Origin of the sequence: Paraburkholderia sp. 22098 (assembly GCF_052045935.1) — a bacterium.
In the GTDB taxonomy this organism is placed as follows: domain Bacteria; phylum Pseudomonadota; class Gammaproteobacteria; order Burkholderiales; family Burkholderiaceae; genus Paraburkholderia; species Paraburkholderia caledonica.
This window is the reverse complement of record NZ_JBQEPV010000021.1, coordinates 34169-51410: the sequence shown is the minus strand read 5'-3', so window position 1 is coordinate 51410 and position 17242 is coordinate 34169. Positions and strand designations below refer to the sequence as shown.

11 protein-coding genes and 2 pseudogenes are annotated in these 17242 nt (G+C 57.0%); 4 read left to right on the top strand and 9 right to left on the bottom strand.

Features of this window, described 5'->3' with window-relative positions; all coding sequences use genetic code 11:
• Positions 1-63: 63 nt before the first annotated feature.
• Both ACTJLB_RS30310 and ACTJLB_RS30305 read left to right on the top strand, forming a co-directional pair.
• Positions 64-294: pseudogene (locus ACTJLB_RS30310) on the top strand (transposase domain-containing protein); the annotation flags it as partial.
• 178 nt (positions 295-472) lie between these two features.
• A pseudogene (locus ACTJLB_RS30305) lies at positions 473-987 on the top strand (integrase core domain-containing protein); the annotation flags it as partial.
• A 192-nt stretch (positions 988-1179) separates the two neighbouring features.
• Here the strand turns inward: ACTJLB_RS30305 and ACTJLB_RS30300 are convergent.
• The 6 genes from ACTJLB_RS30300 to ACTJLB_RS30275 all read right to left on the bottom strand — a co-directional run bounded on the left by ACTJLB_RS30300 (position 1180) and on the right by ACTJLB_RS30275 (position 6978).
• A complete protein-coding gene (locus ACTJLB_RS30300; protein WP_440785429.1) occupies positions 1180-1761 on the bottom strand; it encodes a GNAT family N-acetyltransferase in 582 nt (193 codons plus the stop codon).
• Positions 1762-1794: 33 nt separating this feature from the next.
• The gene (locus tag ACTJLB_RS30295) at positions 1795-2751 is read right to left on the bottom strand and encodes a glycosyltransferase family 2 protein (RefSeq protein ID WP_440785428.1); all 957 of its coding nucleotides are present in this window, start codon (positions 2749-2751) and stop codon (positions 1795-1797) included.
• 33 nt (positions 2752-2784) lie between these two features.
• Positions 2785-3891, bottom strand: coding sequence for a DegT/DnrJ/EryC1/StrS family aminotransferase (locus ACTJLB_RS30290; protein WP_440785427.1), 1107 nt, complete (start codon positions 3889-3891; stop codon positions 2785-2787).
• A complete protein-coding gene (locus ACTJLB_RS30285) occupies positions 3888-4334 on the bottom strand; it encodes a sugar 3,4-ketoisomerase (RefSeq protein ID WP_440785425.1) in 447 nt (148 codons plus the stop codon). The genes ACTJLB_RS30290 and ACTJLB_RS30285 overlap by 4 nt, the downstream gene beginning before the upstream one ends.
• A 19-nt stretch (positions 4335-4353) precedes the next feature.
• Positions 4354-6120, bottom strand: coding sequence for a glycosyltransferase family 61 protein (locus ACTJLB_RS30280; RefSeq protein ID WP_440785424.1), 1767 nt, complete (start codon positions 6118-6120; stop codon positions 4354-4356).
• Positions 6121-6204: 84 nt separating this feature from the next.
• Positions 6205-6978 carry an N-acetyltransferase gene (locus ACTJLB_RS30275; protein ID WP_440785423.1) on the bottom strand — a complete coding sequence of 258 codons (774 nt, stop codon included), beginning with the start codon at positions 6976-6978 and terminating at the stop codon, positions 6205-6207.
• A 202-nt stretch (positions 6979-7180) separates the two neighbouring features.
• On the opposite strand from ACTJLB_RS30275, the gene ACTJLB_RS30270 reads away from it, so the two are divergent.
• A complete protein-coding gene (locus ACTJLB_RS30270) occupies positions 7181-7963 on the top strand; it encodes a sulfotransferase family protein (RefSeq protein WP_440785422.1) in 783 nt (260 codons plus the stop codon).
• Between the two features lie 784 nt (positions 7964-8747).
• Positions 8748-9923 (top strand): acyltransferase family protein, encoded by a 1176-nt coding sequence (locus tag ACTJLB_RS30265; protein WP_440785421.1) that lies wholly within the window; start codon positions 8748-8750, stop codon positions 9921-9923.
• A gap of 66 nt (positions 9924-9989) precedes the next feature.
• Here the strand turns inward: ACTJLB_RS30265 and ACTJLB_RS30260 are convergent, their stop codons facing one another.
• From ACTJLB_RS30260 to ACTJLB_RS30250, 3 genes are read right to left on the bottom strand one after another with little or no spacing between them, the layout of a single operon-like run.
• Entirely contained in the window at positions 9990-11930 is a 1941-nt protein-coding gene (locus ACTJLB_RS30260) for a glycosyltransferase family 9 protein (protein ID WP_440785420.1), read from the bottom strand.
• A 2-nt stretch (positions 11931-11932) separates the two neighbouring features.
• The gene (locus ACTJLB_RS30255) at positions 11933-15364 is read right to left on the bottom strand and encodes a glycosyltransferase (protein WP_440785419.1); all 3432 of its coding nucleotides are present in this window, start codon (positions 15362-15364) and stop codon (positions 11933-11935) included.
• Between the two features lie 30 nt (positions 15365-15394).
• Entirely contained in the window at positions 15395-17185 is a 1791-nt protein-coding gene (locus ACTJLB_RS30250) for a glycosyltransferase family 2 protein (protein ID WP_440785418.1), read from the bottom strand.
• Between the last annotated feature and the right edge of the window lie 57 nt (positions 17186-17242).

Here is a 17242-nt window from a genome sequence, read left to right as displayed (position 1 = left end):
ATAACGTCCACGTCCTGCTTCACGGGGTGGGGGAATTTAACTGCCCATAAGTGGAGGAGTTTGAACTGCCCGTCGGGGCGCGCTTTACGTGCCGTCGCTCTCGGCAGAAAAAACTTCCTGCACTTCGGTTCCGACAGCGGCGGCGAACGTGGCGCCGCAATCTATACCCTGGTTGGCACCGCCAAACTGAACGGCCTTGATCCCGAGGCCTACCTGCGCCACGTCATCGCTCGCATCGCCAAGCATCCTGTCAATCGCGTCGACGAACTGTTGCCATGGGTCGTCGCTGATTAGCTTCACCACGACGCCGCCTGAACTCAGCGCGCTGCGTTCAACTGTCCGATATCAACATGCTGTCAAGAACGGTCGTGGTCAGACAGTTACGGAATCGCGAACCACGCGATTACCTCCGCAGCCCAGCGTGACAATCACAATCTGCGGTCAAGACGTCGCTGCTGCCACGCTTACTTCGCAGCGCCGCCATGACGGCAAGGTCGCTGTCGCCAAAAGCAACTAGCGCTGGTGTTCTGACGGCTTCGAGTTTCGCTGCAACGACGGCGAGTCGCTGCGCGTGACCTTCGCATTGAATTGCAGCGACCGCGAGTCGATGAGTTAGGTGGCGACGACCGGCGGCCACAGCGGCGAAATCGTGCGCGACGTCATGCTTGCGGCCGTAGAGCATCGCTTTGGCAGCATTGTAAAGGCCCCAAGCAAATCGAATGGCTGACGGGTACGGCTCGTGCTGCCTCGCAGAGAAGACCCGCGACTTCGCTGCCGACATAGGCCTGCAGCCGTTGACGACGCATGCGTGCAGCCCGCAGAGTAACGGCGTGGCCGAAAGTTTCGCGAAAATGATGAAGTAAGATTATGCCAGCTTCATGCCCAAGCCTGACGCTGCGACGGCGGCTCGCAATCTTGCAGTTGCCCGCGAGCACTACAACGAGCAGCGTCACCATAGCGTTGAAATACCTTTCGCTACGCGAATTCCCGGCGCACGACTGAATCATCAAGTCAAGGTGAGGCAGTGTCCGGAGGTACGGGGGCTGATCCAGCCGGCACCAACAATATCATCACTACCCGAGCGCTCCCGAGGCCCTCCGTCTCAAGAAACAGCGAGGGAACATGCTCCTTAGGCGCGCCGCCGTACAAACACAGGCTTAAACGCAACCGGCCCAGCCTCTAATCTGAGCTCGGACAAATCGCGAGATCTCCGGGAAGATAGCGTCTGTAACGATCGAGTGACGCTCTAATCGAGGGGGTATCGATCATGTACTTGTATTCGATATCTGTTTCCTCCACACGCTTGGCACCAAAACGCTCATGAAATGTCCAAACAGATGAGTTTCTCTTATCTACTTCAAAGTGTGCACATTGAAAACCGAGGAAATCCAACGCAAATTTATAGACAATAAGCGCAGATTCGATTGAAACAGCCCATGGCGCGCCTTCGACAACAATCCAACTTCCCCAACAGAAGCTATTCCCTCTGGCGTCGTACAGCCTGACGGTACCTAACTCTCGCCCACTGTGGTCTTCTATTATGAAGTAAGCCTGCCCGGAGTCAGACAAATAACGTTCAATCCACTTCTGTTGAGCAGTTAGGTCTTCGGTTACCTTCGACAAAAACGCGCTTTTTTTTGGATCGGTCCTCAGCGACAGGATAAATGAGGCATCCGAGCGGGTTACACCGCGTAAAGCAATTTTATTGCCTATCATGCGTTTCACCCTTTTTATTTCCGGCTTTTTCTTCTCAAAATTCATTTAACACCATTCCAAAAAAAATTGCCTATTGAACTATGCTGACGAATTGTAAAGAAATCGAAAAGCGTTTAATCGCCTGCCCATCGAACTTTGCATAAACTCTGAATTTTCCATCAGATCGATTGCGAACTCCAATCCTCTCGTTCGAACCTCCCGTCGGGGGTGGGCCAACAAGATCAAACATACCTCAAAATCACTGAGCACCGTGTCGACTGACACATTCTGCGGTAGTAACTTCCGAAACACTTTCCGTATTATTGACGGCTTACCTTGTCTTAGAGTCCGCAAGAGAACAACCGGCATTTCAGCAACCGCAGCGCCGCTCCGTGTGGCCGATGAAAGGTTACTTCCGTGACGCCGATAACAAACTACTGGATAGTCGAACAGTTTTAGCTGCAGCCCTTGTGCAAGCGCCCTCAGCCAGAATTCGTAGTCCTGCAGTTGGATAAGTCCCTCGTGGAATTTTCCAAGTTGACCAAAAACTTCCGTACGCACGGTCGCCGTCGAAGCACAAAGAAAATTCTCCTTGAAGAACAGCTCTTCCAACGAGATGTTCGAATCCACATCGGTTCTAAAAAATACTGGCTCGCTGTCATCGGATATGCGCTCGCTACCATCGTCAATCAACACTGGACGACAGAAAACGATATCGTTACGTGATCCTTCCAGAATCTCTATTTGGTGCTCTACCCGGTCCGCCGCGCAAGTATCGTCGCCGCCTAACAACACGATGTATTTGCCGCTGGCCGCCCTCACCCCTGCATTGACGGCAGCACTAGGACCGAGGTTGCGCTGCCGGACGATGGAAATTCGATCTGCAAATCGAGTCGCTACGCGCAGTGCGCCATCGTCCGTTGATCCGTCATCGACCACGATGATCTCTACATTCGGATAGGTCTGGTCCAAAGCGCTCTGAACCGTCTCAACTGCGAATCGAGCGTGGTTGAAAATCGGGATAATAATAGATGCTAGCGGTGCTGATTTCGTCAAGTGAGGGCTTCCAAATTGCGTCACAACTCCGTGTCACGCTTTTGCGAAAAATTGTTGCACGCAATGGGCGACTGCGTCGACAACCTCCAAAGGCATGTGTGGCCACATCGGCAGTGAGAGACTTTCCTCAGAGGTGGCTTCAGCAATAGGCAAAGAGCCCTTAACATATCCCAAGCCAGAAAACGCCGCTTGCAAATGGGGTGGAATCGGATAATGAACGGCAGTCGAAATACCCCGGTCTTGAAGGCTTTGCGCGAGCGCATCCCGACGTTTCGAGCGAATCACATATAGATGGAATACATGCGTCCGATCCGTTGGAACCGTCGGAAGCACTATCTCATCGAGAGAGGCCAACGCTTCAGAGTATCGCTTCGCGATCGCCCCACGCTTTGCGTTCCAACCGTCCAATAGTGGCAGTTTTTTCCGCAGAAATGCTGCCTGCAGTTCGTCCAGGCGCGTATTTCCCCCAACCGTTTCATGAACGTACTTCACCGTTGAACCATAGTTCCGCAACATACGGATTTTGTCGGCGAGCGCTTTATCGTCCGTTACGACTGCGCCTCCATCCCCCATCGCGCCCAGATTCTTCGTTGGATAAAAACTGAACGCCGCAGCATCCCCAAGCGCACCGCACCGCTTGTTTTCATACATGGCACCGTGTGACTGAGCCGCATCCTCGAGGACGAATAATTTGTTGGTATCCGCCAGCTGTCGAATCGCACTCATATTTGCGGGAAGTCCGTATAAATGAACGGGAATGATCGCAGCGGTACGGGGCGACAATTTCTCCGCGATTCTTTGCGGATCTAAAGTATAGGTCGACGCATCGACCTCGACCGCTATGGGCGTTGCGCCGACCATAGATACCGCTAACCAAGTAGCGATGAAGGTCTGCGAAGGAACGATTACTTCATCGCCTGGACCGATGCCTCGCGCTCTTAGGGAAAGCGTCAAGGCATCTAGCCCGTTACCGACTCCGATGCAGTACTTCGAACCACAGTATTGGGCAAACTCATCTTCGAACGCTTCAAGCTCGCGCCCCATTATTAGATGGCCGCGGCTCATGACTTCTTCGAAAGCGGTGGTCAGGCTTTGACCGAGTTCGCCGTGCACTTCGCTGAGATCAAAAAATGGGATCATAATTGGTTCCGTTGCGCAACCGCTTGCTCAAATTTTTCGTATTCGCGGATGTAATCCGCCTCTTCATAAGGCATTGAAGCCAAGACTAGGCAAACCGCGCCCGAAGAAAAGTTACTAAGCTCGCGCCAAACTAGAGAGTTCAACAATACTCCCTGGTATGGTCTGTTGCATGTAATAGTCTTTTTTTCATAACCGTTGTCTACCAGCAGATCGAAGCTTCCGGAGACGGCGATGACCAGCTGCTGCAAAGCGTAATGGGCGTGTCCCGCTCGGGACTCCCCTCCGGGAACATCGTATAGGTAGTAAACCCTTTGTATTTCAAACGGAATGTGACGAAAGCTTTCCGCAAACGTGAGGTTGCCTCTCGGATCGGTAATTTTCGGGAGATGAATAACTGAAATTGCTTCATCAAGCGACGCAGCGGCCGGTAGTTTGTTGTTCATTCTTAGAACATTAAATTAATTAAATTAAAGTCAAGAGCTGTTTAACGTCGATTGTATAGTCGTCGTGCACACTAAAACGATCGTCGCGATTGAAAGCACGAGGACCCTGGAAAAAATCAACAACCGCTCCCGAAACCTTTCCGAGCAGTTCCCATAGATAAAGCTGGTGATGCGGATGGTCCGATGCAAGGACTATCCAGCGGGCTCCGGGAGGGCTCCAAACCATATTGGTTACTTGGGCACCCGTTGGGGCGATGACTACCTCTGCTTCGTTGAATATCCGGATCTGCGTCGCCAAGTCCAGATCCTCACATCGCAGAATCTCGAAACCTAATCGAGCCAGATCACTTTCCAACTGACGCTGGTTCAACAGGTGGCGGTTTCTGGAAGATCGCCCTGCATAAATTTTCCGTCGTCTTGTAGTCGAACCGTCACTGAATTTTGACTTGCAAGTAGCTACTGCTTTCCGAATTCTCGTAACGTCAAGCATCGCCTGTGCGGCCAACTCGCCACCTTCATACGCATCGACGACAGACGTCAGATCGGAGGGCTGGTATAACTCTTTAACCAAAAACATCGTCCCTGGCTCCAACGGCAACAATGGACGGAACGCCGGGCAGACTGACGTCAACAACTCCACCATCGTCCGATGCAAATTCGATTCGTACAGGATTGGCACGGCAGACGGAATTTCCGATTCTTCGGCTAACACGATCCGTGGAAGAGTTTCGGCGACGAAGTGGAAATAGTTGTTCGAGTACTCATGCATTACGCTAATGCCCGAATCGATCCACGCCGCTTGACGGGCATCAAATTGCAACAGAAGCTTTCCGCCGGGGAGGCGCTTTGCGCGGTGGTACTTCAGCGCAGCGTCTTCGCGCCTGCCGAACGCGGCCTCCTCGTCATGCAGGATTACGTCGCCGTCGGAGACGATGTAACGTGTGCCGGCCACGACCCGCACGTTGTGTAGGTGGGCCACATACGGCTGGCCGGGAAACGAAGGAACACTCGTTCCCTTGCCTTCAGCAGACGCTTTGAACCATTGAATTCCGCCGTGCGTTGCGTGTGTCCTCGTGGTCGTCAAGGCGGCTCTTAGCGAAGTGACGTCCATCTCGACGCTAGCGAGGACCGCTTTCGTCGCAGGAGCCAACGACGATAAAAAGCTGGCAAGATCGCATGCGCGCGCGAAATGATTGTCGCCGCTGGACGGCGCGCGCCCCTCTTTCTCCCCGTACAGTAGAAAGTGTGCAAACGGGCTTAGCTTAGTAAATTCGATGTCCGGATTGACGCGCCGATACCATTTCGCATCGAACCTCAGGCTCGGGCGATAATCTTTCGCCTCACCAACCTCAACGAAATGCACAAGCGGATTACAACCAAGCCCTATTTCGTCCGCATAGTTCGTCGCATACCATTTGGTATCGAAATACGGATTGGGATTTCGCCCCTCCGCCGCGCCATCGCGCACATAGTGCACTAGCGGGTTAATGCCGTTTTCACGGACATCCGAGTACCGGTCCAGATACCATGAGACGTCGAAATATGGAGATGGCCTGCGTCCCTCAAGAGCGCCATGCTCCATAAAGTGTAGAAGCGGATCAATACCAGCCGCGGCGACGTCTGGGTTTTCCGTCAGATACCAATCGCGAAAAAACAGACAATGGAGTTGCTCAGAAATATCAATGTCACTGCTCTCTTCCATTTGGGAGATTTCCGCAAGATTACTATCTACATTACCGAGGTTCGTGCGGATGGCATTGGCGCCGCCGCTAGCGTCGACATTCATATAGCGTTTCGCGCCAGATATCACTCGTTGGAGCACGACGTTTCATATCTTGATTGCAATCCTTGCGTAGCGGCCTTTGCGGCGCTACCGCAAAGTCGTCGAGTCAGAACTATCCACCGAACGGATCTGCTCAGTCCATCTTTTCACCATCGCTTCAGGATAACCACGGTGGAAATGGGCAGTCCAAGGGTATGCGTTGCGTTCAGTTCCGTCTTGCAACCGAATTCTGCTCGTAGCACATAGGAATTTTGCAGGGCTCCCGCCGACAACTGTGTCGCTTGCTACGTCTGCCTTGACGCAGCTATGAGCCGCTACCAACGAACGTTCCCCCACGGTTACGCCCGGCAAGATCACCGACATGGTAGCGATCGCAGCGTAGTCTGATATTTTTGCCCCAATGCATACCTCACTCGGGGGGTGCGGATCATTAGTGAGAACAACGTAAGGAAATAGCCATACGAAATTGCCAATCGCCGATCTCTGGCCGACATGAACGTTGCTATGTAGCCGCACATAGTCACCGATTCGACAATTTCCTTGCACGTCGGACAAAGTGCCGATTTGCAGGTTGAGGCCAGCGATCGTAAGTTCTCGAACGGTCACTCTGTGCCCGGTCACTAACTGTTCACCGAATTCCGAGCCCTCGTAGAAAATGCTATGCGACCTGACTAACGAGTTTTTCCCGATCTTGAGAGTGCGCCCATCAGACAACATCGTGGGGCAACCGATTTCACAGTGACTGCCGATCTCAGTGTTTTCCCCAATCTCCACATTTTCGTGAATGATCGTGTAAGGTCCAATCCTCACGCCCGCCCCAATCCTTGCGCCTGCGGAGATAATTGCCGTCGGGTGTATCATTGCGTATTTGTAAGTAAGGCATCGCGTCCGGCCGCAATCCTAAGCGGCCCCGGGGGTCGCCGCGGGCCGTGGCTTTGACAACTAGTCTACGGAGGCTTGGACAGCAGCCTTAGCGTCGAGCCGGCCGCCCGACTCGCTATGTCTTGTAGTCCACTGTTGGCTGCCAGTGGCCACGCGGAAGAAAAAGTAAGATACACGAAATATGCTCACATTTCCATTTGAATTGACGTTTTGCATCGGCGCCCCGCGCAGCGGGACGACACTTTTGAGCAGTCTGCTGAGCGAAGGGCCGACGGCCTTCCCTATGCTGCCAGAATGCACTTTTATCACCCGGTTAATCCAGTACTATCATGATCTGGTGAATTATTCGGACAAAGCCAGATTCCACGCCTACGCAGTGTCGAACGAGCACTTAGCGACCATCTTTGAACCGAGTATCGAAAAATTTGTGTTGACGGCTCAAAGCCATTTCAAAGACTTCTCACACAAGAATTTGGTTCTTAAAGACCCTGACCTGTCTATTTATGTAGATTACATTTCACATTTTTTCGAAAATCCTAAAGTGATTTGCGCGATTAGAGACCCGCGAGATGTCATCGCTTCGTTTCTAGAAGTTCGAAATCGCCAAGGCGCAAAGGAAACGTTGGATTCATTGGTTGCCTTGGTATATAATTATTATTGGCGCGTTTCGCAGTCAGCAATGGCGCAACAGGGCAAAATCCATTTCGTCAGATTTGAAAGAATCGTAGCTCTCGATGAGCAGGAATTTTCGGTGCTTGAAAACTATCTTGGATACAAAATAGGCCGAACGGGGTTTCGAAAAACGTCATTTACTATCGACAGAAGCGACCCCACTTACTCCGATAATTATGGAAATCCGATTAGATCAAGCCAAGTGAAGCCGACAGCGCTTGGTGATGACGAACGTACACGGATCCAAGAGGCTTTCGCCGGATACAATCAAATTTATAAATGGTGGCGATAGGCTGTATCGTCTGGTCTAACTAATGTCGTGCCGAGACCTTCCGAAATTCATCGACTTTGATCTGGAAACCTCCGGCGTTGCGAGGAGCTGCCCCCGGGAGGGGATTGCTCGATGTGGCCTGTGCCGCGAAAGGTCCATTCGGAGGATCGCTGTGGAGTCATCGCCCGCTTGCTACGTCAACGCTTCAATACTACTTCAAGCGCATTGTCGTACGGATTGCCAACGGTATTCCTCGATCCGATGAGCGGGCAGGGCGTTAGAGAATCAGAGTATGCGATCCTGACGTACTGTGCGGATCGAACCGATTGTCGAAACACTTCTAGTGGTCAGGTGTTGATGGTGCGAACCGGGGGCAGTGTATCTATCAGCGGGGCGAGCGCCGATGCATTGATACTTCAAACCATCGCGCAGCTTCGTGCTAACTGACTGATTCGCCCAGCCTGACGACCTCGACCTTGAGTTCGTCCATGCATTGCCGTTTTGGCAACAGCTTTGCCGACACCCGGCGCTCTACAAACAAAAAATTATCAAAAATGCTGACGTTCAACGAGTCCAGGCATGACCTGTACACCGCTGATCGTGAATCGGTCGCCCAAGGTCCTCCGTCAGAAGTTACAATCGAGCCGTGCGTCGCGCGAACAAAAAGGAGTGAGAGCAAGATGTCGTTCTCGCTGCGATGTAACAGAGGGACATCTGGGCAACGCTGAGCGCCTTTCTTCGCAGCGCCATCGTCATCGCGCTTTGGCAGTGCCTGTCGAATGCCATCTCACTTAACCTCGCCTAGATGCCGCTCACATCAACTGATATCGCACTCGGCTCGTTATTCTCTGTCGTCGTCGCGCTTGCCGTCGCACAACTCACGTATCGCTTTTGCGGCTTCTATGCACGCGCGATGGATCGTGAAATCACGTCGTCGCGCTTTCACGCAATCGATGGTCTGCGCGGCTTTCTGGCGATGGGCGTCGTGCTGCATCACATCCACATCAATCACCACTTTTTCCTGACCGGCCAATGGGAATTGACGCCGTCGCGGTTCAGCACGTTTCTGGGTCGCGGCTCGGTGGGGATGTTTTTCATGATTACGGCCTTCCTTTTCTGGGGCCGGATAATTGAAAGCAAGGAGCGCTTCGATGCCACGCGCTTCTACCAGAATCGAGTCCGCCGCCTCGTTCCCATGTATCTCGTGAGCGCCGGTCTCGTGGTGGCGACGGCCGTGGCACTGAGCCATTTCCGGCTCAACGTACCGCTTTCGGACCTCACGGCCCAGATAATGTCGTGGCTGCTTTTCACGTTCCCCGGCGTGCCGCCGATCAACGGCTTCAGCCAGACGGCTCTCATCAACACTGTTTTCTGGTCGTTGATCTACGAGTGGAAGTTCTATCTCTTGTTACCGATGATCGGCGCACTCGCGCTTCGTTGGGGAACGTGGCTGGTCGCGCTGGGCGTATGTGCGTGCATTGCTCTCTTTTCGCCGGGGCAAGTCGAATGGTACTTCGTCGCGGGTTGCGCGGCGGCGATGGCAGTGCGCATTCCCGCCATTCAGAATCTGTGCCGAAGCACGGTCGGCACCGCGCTGCTCATCACCTGCATCGCTGCTGTCGTAACCGGGCAACCGTTGATCTACTCGCCTAGCGCCGCCGCGTTGATGTTTGTGCCGTTTCTTGTGATTTCGGGCGGCAACAGTTTGTTCGGCATCCTGACGAACAAGGCAGCTCGCCTGCTCGGCCTGCTGAGCTACAGCATCTACTTGCTCCACAACTGGGTGCTCTATCTGGTTGCACGGCTCGTCAATCACATTGTACCGATCGCGTCGATCTCTCACGCGAGCTATCTCGGCATCGGCGCCGGCGTGGCTGCGATCACGGTGCTGCTCGCCACGCTGACCTATCGGCTCATCGAGTTTCCGCCGATCCGCCTCTCCAGCGCCGCAACGAAGGCAGAACGATCGCCCGCACTCTGAATCTGCAATGCACTGCGACGCGGCTGCAATCTCAGCCTCGACGGCGAAGATTGCAGAAGCATGCCGTCAATGTTCGCTGACGGCCGGCAACATGGAGAAGAACGCCTGCAACGCGGGCCGGTCGACCGTGTAGCCCGTGCAGTAGTCGCGGTCGGGGTACGCAATGCAGGTCAGCGAGTTACACGGCGAGCAATTTACGATAGGCCCGAGATTCAGGCAAGGACTCCTCTGGCTGCGGAACCAGCGTTTGGAGCTCACGTGATCCGGATGCGTCGAGCCGTAGACGCAGATTTGTGGAATGTCCAGAATCGCGGCGAAATGCGACGTCCATGAATCGACACAGATCAACGCGCGGCCGAGTGGAAGAATTTCCTTCCATTGCGAAGGCATGAAATTCTCGAGGATCGCGCCATCGGTGTGAGTGACCCGGCGATCGTTCGCCGCACCAATCTGGATGAGCTTGAATCCGGCGCGATGCACTTCTTCCGCCAGCCCGGCCATGATGTGCGGAGGAATCGATTTCAGGCTCCACCCGCCAAGCGGGTGCACGAAAACGACGTGTTCGCCAATGGCGCCGACAATCTCTCGCGCGCGAACACGGTGTGCATCCGTGCTGGTCGGCGGCAAATTGGGCAAGCGCGTTTCCAGCGGCAGCCCTGCCTCTTCCAACATGTATTCGACCAGATTGCGGCCTGTGTCCGACAAGCTCCGGACCGGATGGCAACGTGCGACGCGCGGCACCGCATCGGGGCGCAACGACACATACTGGTAGGAGTCCAGCAGCACACGATAGGTGTCTTCGGCCGCTGCAACCGGCACCGGGATCGACTCGACGTGAATTCCCGGAAACTCTTTCGCCCACGACACAAGCGGCTCCGCGACATGCAGCCGAACGCGCTTGCCCGCCTCCGCCCCACTAGCCGCCACTTGAGCGGCGATGACCATGTCGCCGCGATGGAACGGGCACACGATCTCGATCACTTCGCTTTCGTCGCAAACGGTAGATGCCGCGTTGGAATCGATGCGTCGCAAATCGTAGATTGCTTCCCAGGACGGGCCGGCATCAGTCAATTTCGCCAGCATCGAGCGTGAGTACGCACAACCGCTGCGCACAATATTGACGCCTCTCGCCGCCAGCCTTCGCGAGAAGTCCGTCACTGCGAGATTGCCCAAGAAACGTGTGTCGAGCAATTGGCCGGAATCGTCAGCCAGCAATGCGCGCGGGCCACCGAATATCCCTTCGGAAAACTCACGCACCGGCTCGGTCGGCGGCAATTTCCCGGTCTTGCGCTTGTTAGCCGTGACAGCGCGCGCGAGCAACGCGGCGCTCTGCTCCTCGTCAAGGACTTCGGCTGACTGGGCACGCACCGGCGCTGGGTCGACAGTAATCGAGCGCAGGGCCGCATCCGGGCCGACGGCGCCCGAAACGATCACCGCGCGGCGCTTCTGCTCGAGCTCAGTCTTGAGCAGATACGTGAAACAGCCGTCGAGCGGTACGTCGTAGCGTCCCACGATCCATACGTTCTCGTGCTGCGTCTCGCGCCAGCCTTGCGAGAACGCCTCGGCGAACCGCACGTCCTGCAGCGTGTACGTCGCCACCTTGAAACGCGTGAGCGGTAGGCGTCGCAGCCACGACGCAACGTGATCGCGGATCGCCACGAGACGCGGCTGTTCGGCCGTCGCATCGACCACGACGATTTCGGCGACGTCCAGCTTTTCCTTGCGAAGTTCATCGACAAAGATCGAGACGTTGTCGAACGGCGCAACGCCGACGATGACGATCGACGTATTGGCGGCGAGCGCGCTCAAATCGGCATCAGCGATGTGCGCGCGCTCGTCGAATGCCGTCTGACTGTCCTGTACATGCGCTATCAGGTTCCCAAACCGCGCCGCGTTGCGCACCGCCGAGCCGCGCGTCGCACGTAACACCACACTCAGGCGATCCGCAAGCCCCGGTGCGGTACGTCTGATGATCCGCCTCAATCCCCGTTTTGCACTAGCTTTCATGTTTATTGCACCTGCGTACCGGTCGCTCTCCAACACTTCATCGCTCGTGGAGGAAAGGCAAGGCCGTAGTTTTCCGCTGTAACCGTGAGGTTCGGACTGTAGAACGGATCGTGAGCGATCACGTCGCTCCAGCGCGTCAGCATATACGCACGCTCGCGCGCATCGCGCTCGATCTGCGCCGCCGAAAGATTCGCGCCACGCGAAATCGATTCAAGGTGGTACAGCTCGGCGAACGGCGTATAGACGATGTCGTAGCCGGCCTCGCGAATCTTCAGGCACAGATCAACGTCGTTATAGCCGACCGTCAGATTTATCTCATCGAAACCGCCCACCTGCTCGAACACATCCTTGCGCGCCAGCATGCAGGCCGCCGTGACTGCCGTCATGTTTTGCACCAGCATCGGACGGCCAAAGTAACCGATCGAATTGCGCGGGAAATGGCGATGTCCGTGCGCGGCCACGCCGTACAGACCGAGCACGACGCCGGCGTGCTGGATCGTATCGTTGGCGTAGTAGAGCTTTGCGCCGACCGCACCGACGTTCGGCTGCGCCAGTTGTGTGACCATCTCCAATAACCAGTCGGGATGGATGATCTCGATATCGTTGTTGATGAACCCGATCACCGAACCCGTCGAAACCGCCACGGCCGCGTTATTCAGAGCCGAGAAGTTAAAGGCACCCGGCACGCGCAGCACCTTCACGCGTGTGTCGCGCTTGATTTCCTTGAAATACTCGAGCGTTTTGGCTTCTTCGCTGTCGTTGTCGACCACGATGATTTCGAGGTTCTCGTAATTCGTTTCATGCATCAGCCCGTCGACTGCAGCGCGCAGCACTCCCAGACGGTCGCGGGTCGGCACGATGAGCGAGACGCGCGGCAGCTCGGCGGGCGGCTGGCGCTTGATACGCCACCAGCCCGGGAAGCTGTCGATCCCGACCACTTCTGACGTCGGTTCGACATCCGCGAAATACTCGACCATCGCGCGCTGCGCGGTGTCGATCGAGGCATCGGGATTATCGGTCGAGAAGCTTGTCACCCCTGGGAAAATGCGCCAGTGATACAGCACGTGAGGAATGTGCCGTATTCGCCGGCCATCCGTGTGCTTGAGGAAGCGCAGCGCGAAATCGTAGTCCTGACTGCCTTCGAAGCCTGCGCGGAAACCACCGATCTGCCGCACGATCGACGTCCGGTACACGCCGAGGTGCGCGATGAAATTCTGCGAGTAGAAGAGCTCGCGATTCCAGTCGGTCTTGAAGTGCGGATCGTGACGCTGGTCATTCTCGTCGACCTTGTCCTCGTCCGTGTAGATGAGATCAACGTCCGGATGACGATTGATTTCGTCGGCCACCATGAAGAGCGCATGCGCGGGAATGGCGTCGTCGTGATCCATCAGCGCGACGAACTCGCCCTTGACGATTTCTAGCGCCGAATTACTCGACGCCGAAATATGGCCGTTCTTCTCGCGAAACACAACGCGAATGCGCGCGTCCTGGCGCATATATTCTTCCAGCACCGCGCGGATTTCCGGATTCGGCGAGGCATCGTCGGCGATGCACAACTCCCAGTGACGATAGGTTTGCGCGATGACGCTGTCGAGCGCCTTGCGCAAATATTTCGGACGCGTGTTATAGACGGGCATCACCACGGAAATCAGCGGCTTGTTCGCAAGCGCGTCGCCAAGTTCGCGCAGGCGCACGAGATCCGGTTCGGTCAGCGTGTCGTAGGTCTCCACCCACGCGCGATACTCGCCCTTGTCGTACTTGCCGACAATGCCTGAGCGCACAAGCGTCTTGGCGAGCCGCAGCTTTCCGCCCACCAGCGCGCGCCAGACCTGCGCGCGTTGCGCCCGCGACAGCGCCGCATAACCCAAGCGCAACAGACCCAGCCGGCCGATGCTGCGCACGGACACGTCTTTCAGGCTGAAACGGACATCGCGACGATCGGTCGGATCGAAACGCAGCGAACGCACGTCCGGCGGCAGTACGATCAGGCGCTTCTCGCGCCCCTTGCCGTAGCCTGGCATGGCATACGACGAAACCTGCGCGCCGTCGGCGCCGTGGAAGGCGTAAAGGACCGGGTTCAGGCTCGGCTCGTTCGAATCCATATCGACGGTCAGGACCGCCCAGCCCGCACGCAATCCCGCCCAGTGCGGCGCAACGGCGACCTGCGGATCGGCGCCCGTCGAGATGAAATCATTGCCGCCTGTCGACTCCATTTCGTGGACGGGCATGAACGCCGGCGTGCCCGCGGAGGTCATCAAGCGGTAAAGCGCGCGCGTGGCGCTGCGTGCGCGCCGCGCCACGCGGCTCGCCACACGGACGGGCGCGGTGATGCGCCAGCTGAACGACTCGCGATAAGCATGCACGGCTGTGTTGAGCTGCTCGACCGAGGCGCCGAGCCGGTTGAGCGAAGCTTCGAGTCCCTGCTTCTCGGCCTGCAAACGTGCGAACTCGATTTGCTGCTTGCGGGCCGCGCCGCGCAGCGAATGCGCCGTGGAGTTAGCACGCTCGAGTTGCGCCGCTTGCGCTTCAATATGCGCTCGTGCCGCCTCAAGCGCTTCCTGTGCCTGAGCGCGGGCTTGTTCGGTGCGCGCATACGCAGCCCGGGCCTCTTCCTCGGCGCCTCGAACTTGGTGGAACGCGGCTTCGAGCGCGGTGCGGCCTTCGCGGAATTCGGAAATCTCGTGGTCGCGCGCGGCGATGGTAGCCTTCAGTTGAGCCACGGCATCAGACTCGCCGATGTCGGTCTCGAACACGCCGGACGCCAGCGCGGGCAGCTCGCCATCGGATGCAACGGCGATCAGATACATCGGTGCGACCAAGCCGGTGCATTGCTCGACGCCGTCCGTCGACTTGCGGAAGCTTTCGATGCGGCCGTCGTGCTCGGCCAGCAACGCCGATGCGTAGACCACGCGTTGTCCATACATCGCGACATGCGTAAATGAAGCGCGCACCAAGGCCTCGAACTCGGCACGGGTCAATTCCTTGACGTGATATTCGTTGTGAAAGCCGGGGATGTCGGAATAGACCACGCGATCGGGACTCGACATGATCAGCAGGCCGCCGGGTCGCAGCACGCGCCGGATTTCCGCGATCATTTCGTCGTGCTGATCGTGATGCTCGATCGTCTCGAAGCTCACCACGACATCGACCGACGCGTCATCGACGGGCATTTTCGCCGCCGAGCCCACCCGGTACTGAAGGTTCGGAGCCGCGTGATGGCGCGACGCGTGATCGATCGCTTCCTGGGCAATATCGACGCCGATGACAGAGGCCGCGCCGCGGGCGAGCAGCGACGAGCCGTAGCCTTCGCCGCAGGCGATATCCAGCACGTTCTTACCTTTGCAAAGCTCAGCGGCACACAGATACCGGTGCACGTGTTCGAGCTCGATGTTGCCCTTCTGATCTGGGACAAAGCGTTCGCCGGTGAATTTCATAACTCTTTTTGCTGATTCCGCTAGAGATGCCTAGTCAAACTGACCTATACGCGGCGATTCCGACAATCGGAAAAAGTGCCCGCCTTCGATTTCGAGATTTGGGTTGTAGGCCGGGTCACTCACCAGCCTAACGCCCCACCGCTGTCTCATCCATGCCGCTTCGCGCTCTAGTCGTGCGGCGCGCGCGCCGGTCCGGTCTGCACCACGGGAAGCGGACTCGTGGTGATAGAGGCGGGCGTAGGGCACGAACACGTTACGATAGCCTTCCATATATAACTTCAGGCAAAAATCGACATCGTTGTACGCGACGCCGAGATTATCCGGGTCCAGACCGCCGACCTGCTCGAAGAGCGCCTTCCTGACCACCAGGCATGCGCCAGTCACCGCGGAAACCTGTTGCGCCAGCAACGCGCGACCGAAGTAGCCCGCTTCTTCGCGGCCGAGCATGTGATGAAGGTGGCCCGCGACGGCGTCGCCCGCGAGCACGACACCGCCGTGCTGCAAGCGTTCGTTCGGATACCAGAGCGCGCCGCCCACGGCGCCGACGCCCGGCTGCATCGCATAGCCGCACAGGACCGACAGCCACGCCGGATCGCGCGCATCGATATCGTTGTTCAACAGGCAAAGCACGCTGCCGCGCGCCAGTGCCGCCGCCCGGTTGTTGAGCGCCGAGTAGTTGAACGGCGAGTCGTCGCGTATTACGCGACAGTTTTCCATCGCTGCGTACTGCGACAACAACGTCAGTGCGCGCGCATCGGTCGAGCCATTGTCGACTATCAGGATTTCGATATTCGCGTAGCGAGTCCGCTGCGTCAGGCTCTCGAAGCATTGGACCAGCAGGTCCGGTTTATCCCGCGTCGGAATGATGACCGACACAAGCGGTTGCGGCTGGGGCACCGGAAAAAGCACACGCAACATCGACGATGTCGGGCGCAGCCACTCGACGTCGGCGGCACGGCCCGTTCTTTGCAGATGCTCCTTCACTGCACGCTTCGCGGCCTCGCGAACATAGGGCTTCGCCGCCACTTCGCGCGCCGTGCTTTGCTTGCTGATGCGCCAGTGGTAAAGCACGTGAGGAATGTGAACGATGGCGGTAGCGTCCACTTTCTCCGCACAACGCAAAACGAGATCGTGATCCTGAGTGCCTTCGAGTCCCGCGCGAAATCCGCCGACCTCGCGCATCAGCGCCGTCGAAAAGACGCCGAGGTGCGAAAACATATTCTGGCCGAGTATGAGAACGGGGTCCCAGTCCGGCTTGAAGTACGGTTCGATGCGCTCTCCGCCGGGCGTGAGTTTGTCCTCGTCGCTATACAGCAGCTTCGCCTCGGGATGCCGCTGAAGATAGCGCGCGACCATGTACAGTGCGTGTTCGGCCAGCCGGTCGTCATGATCGAGAAGCGCAACGAAGCTGCCGGTCGCCAGCGCGAGCGCATCGTTGCTAGCCGCACAAATGTGCCCGTTGACTTCGCGCCGCGTCGTCTTGATGCGCGCATCGGCTGCAGCGTATTGCGCGAGAATTTCCGCGACGTGAGGTTCGGTTGATGCGTCATCGCAAAGACACAGTTCCCAGTCGGGATAGATCTGTCCGAGCACGGAATCCAGCATATCGCGCAAGTGCTCCGCCTGCGGATTGAACACCGGCACGACGATGGAAATGCGCGGGCGCGTTGCAAGCCCCGCGATTTTTTCGCGCAGCGCAGCACGGGCGGCGGCGTCGATCGTATCGAAACGGGCGATCCACGCCCCGTAATCGTCGGCGTTGGCAGCCCGCGAGAGTAGACTGCGCACGCCGCCCAGGCCTTGCCGACGGAGCACGCCCATTGCAGCCCGTGCTACAGGCAACACTCCGCCGCGCGAGCGCACTGCCTGATGGGCTGC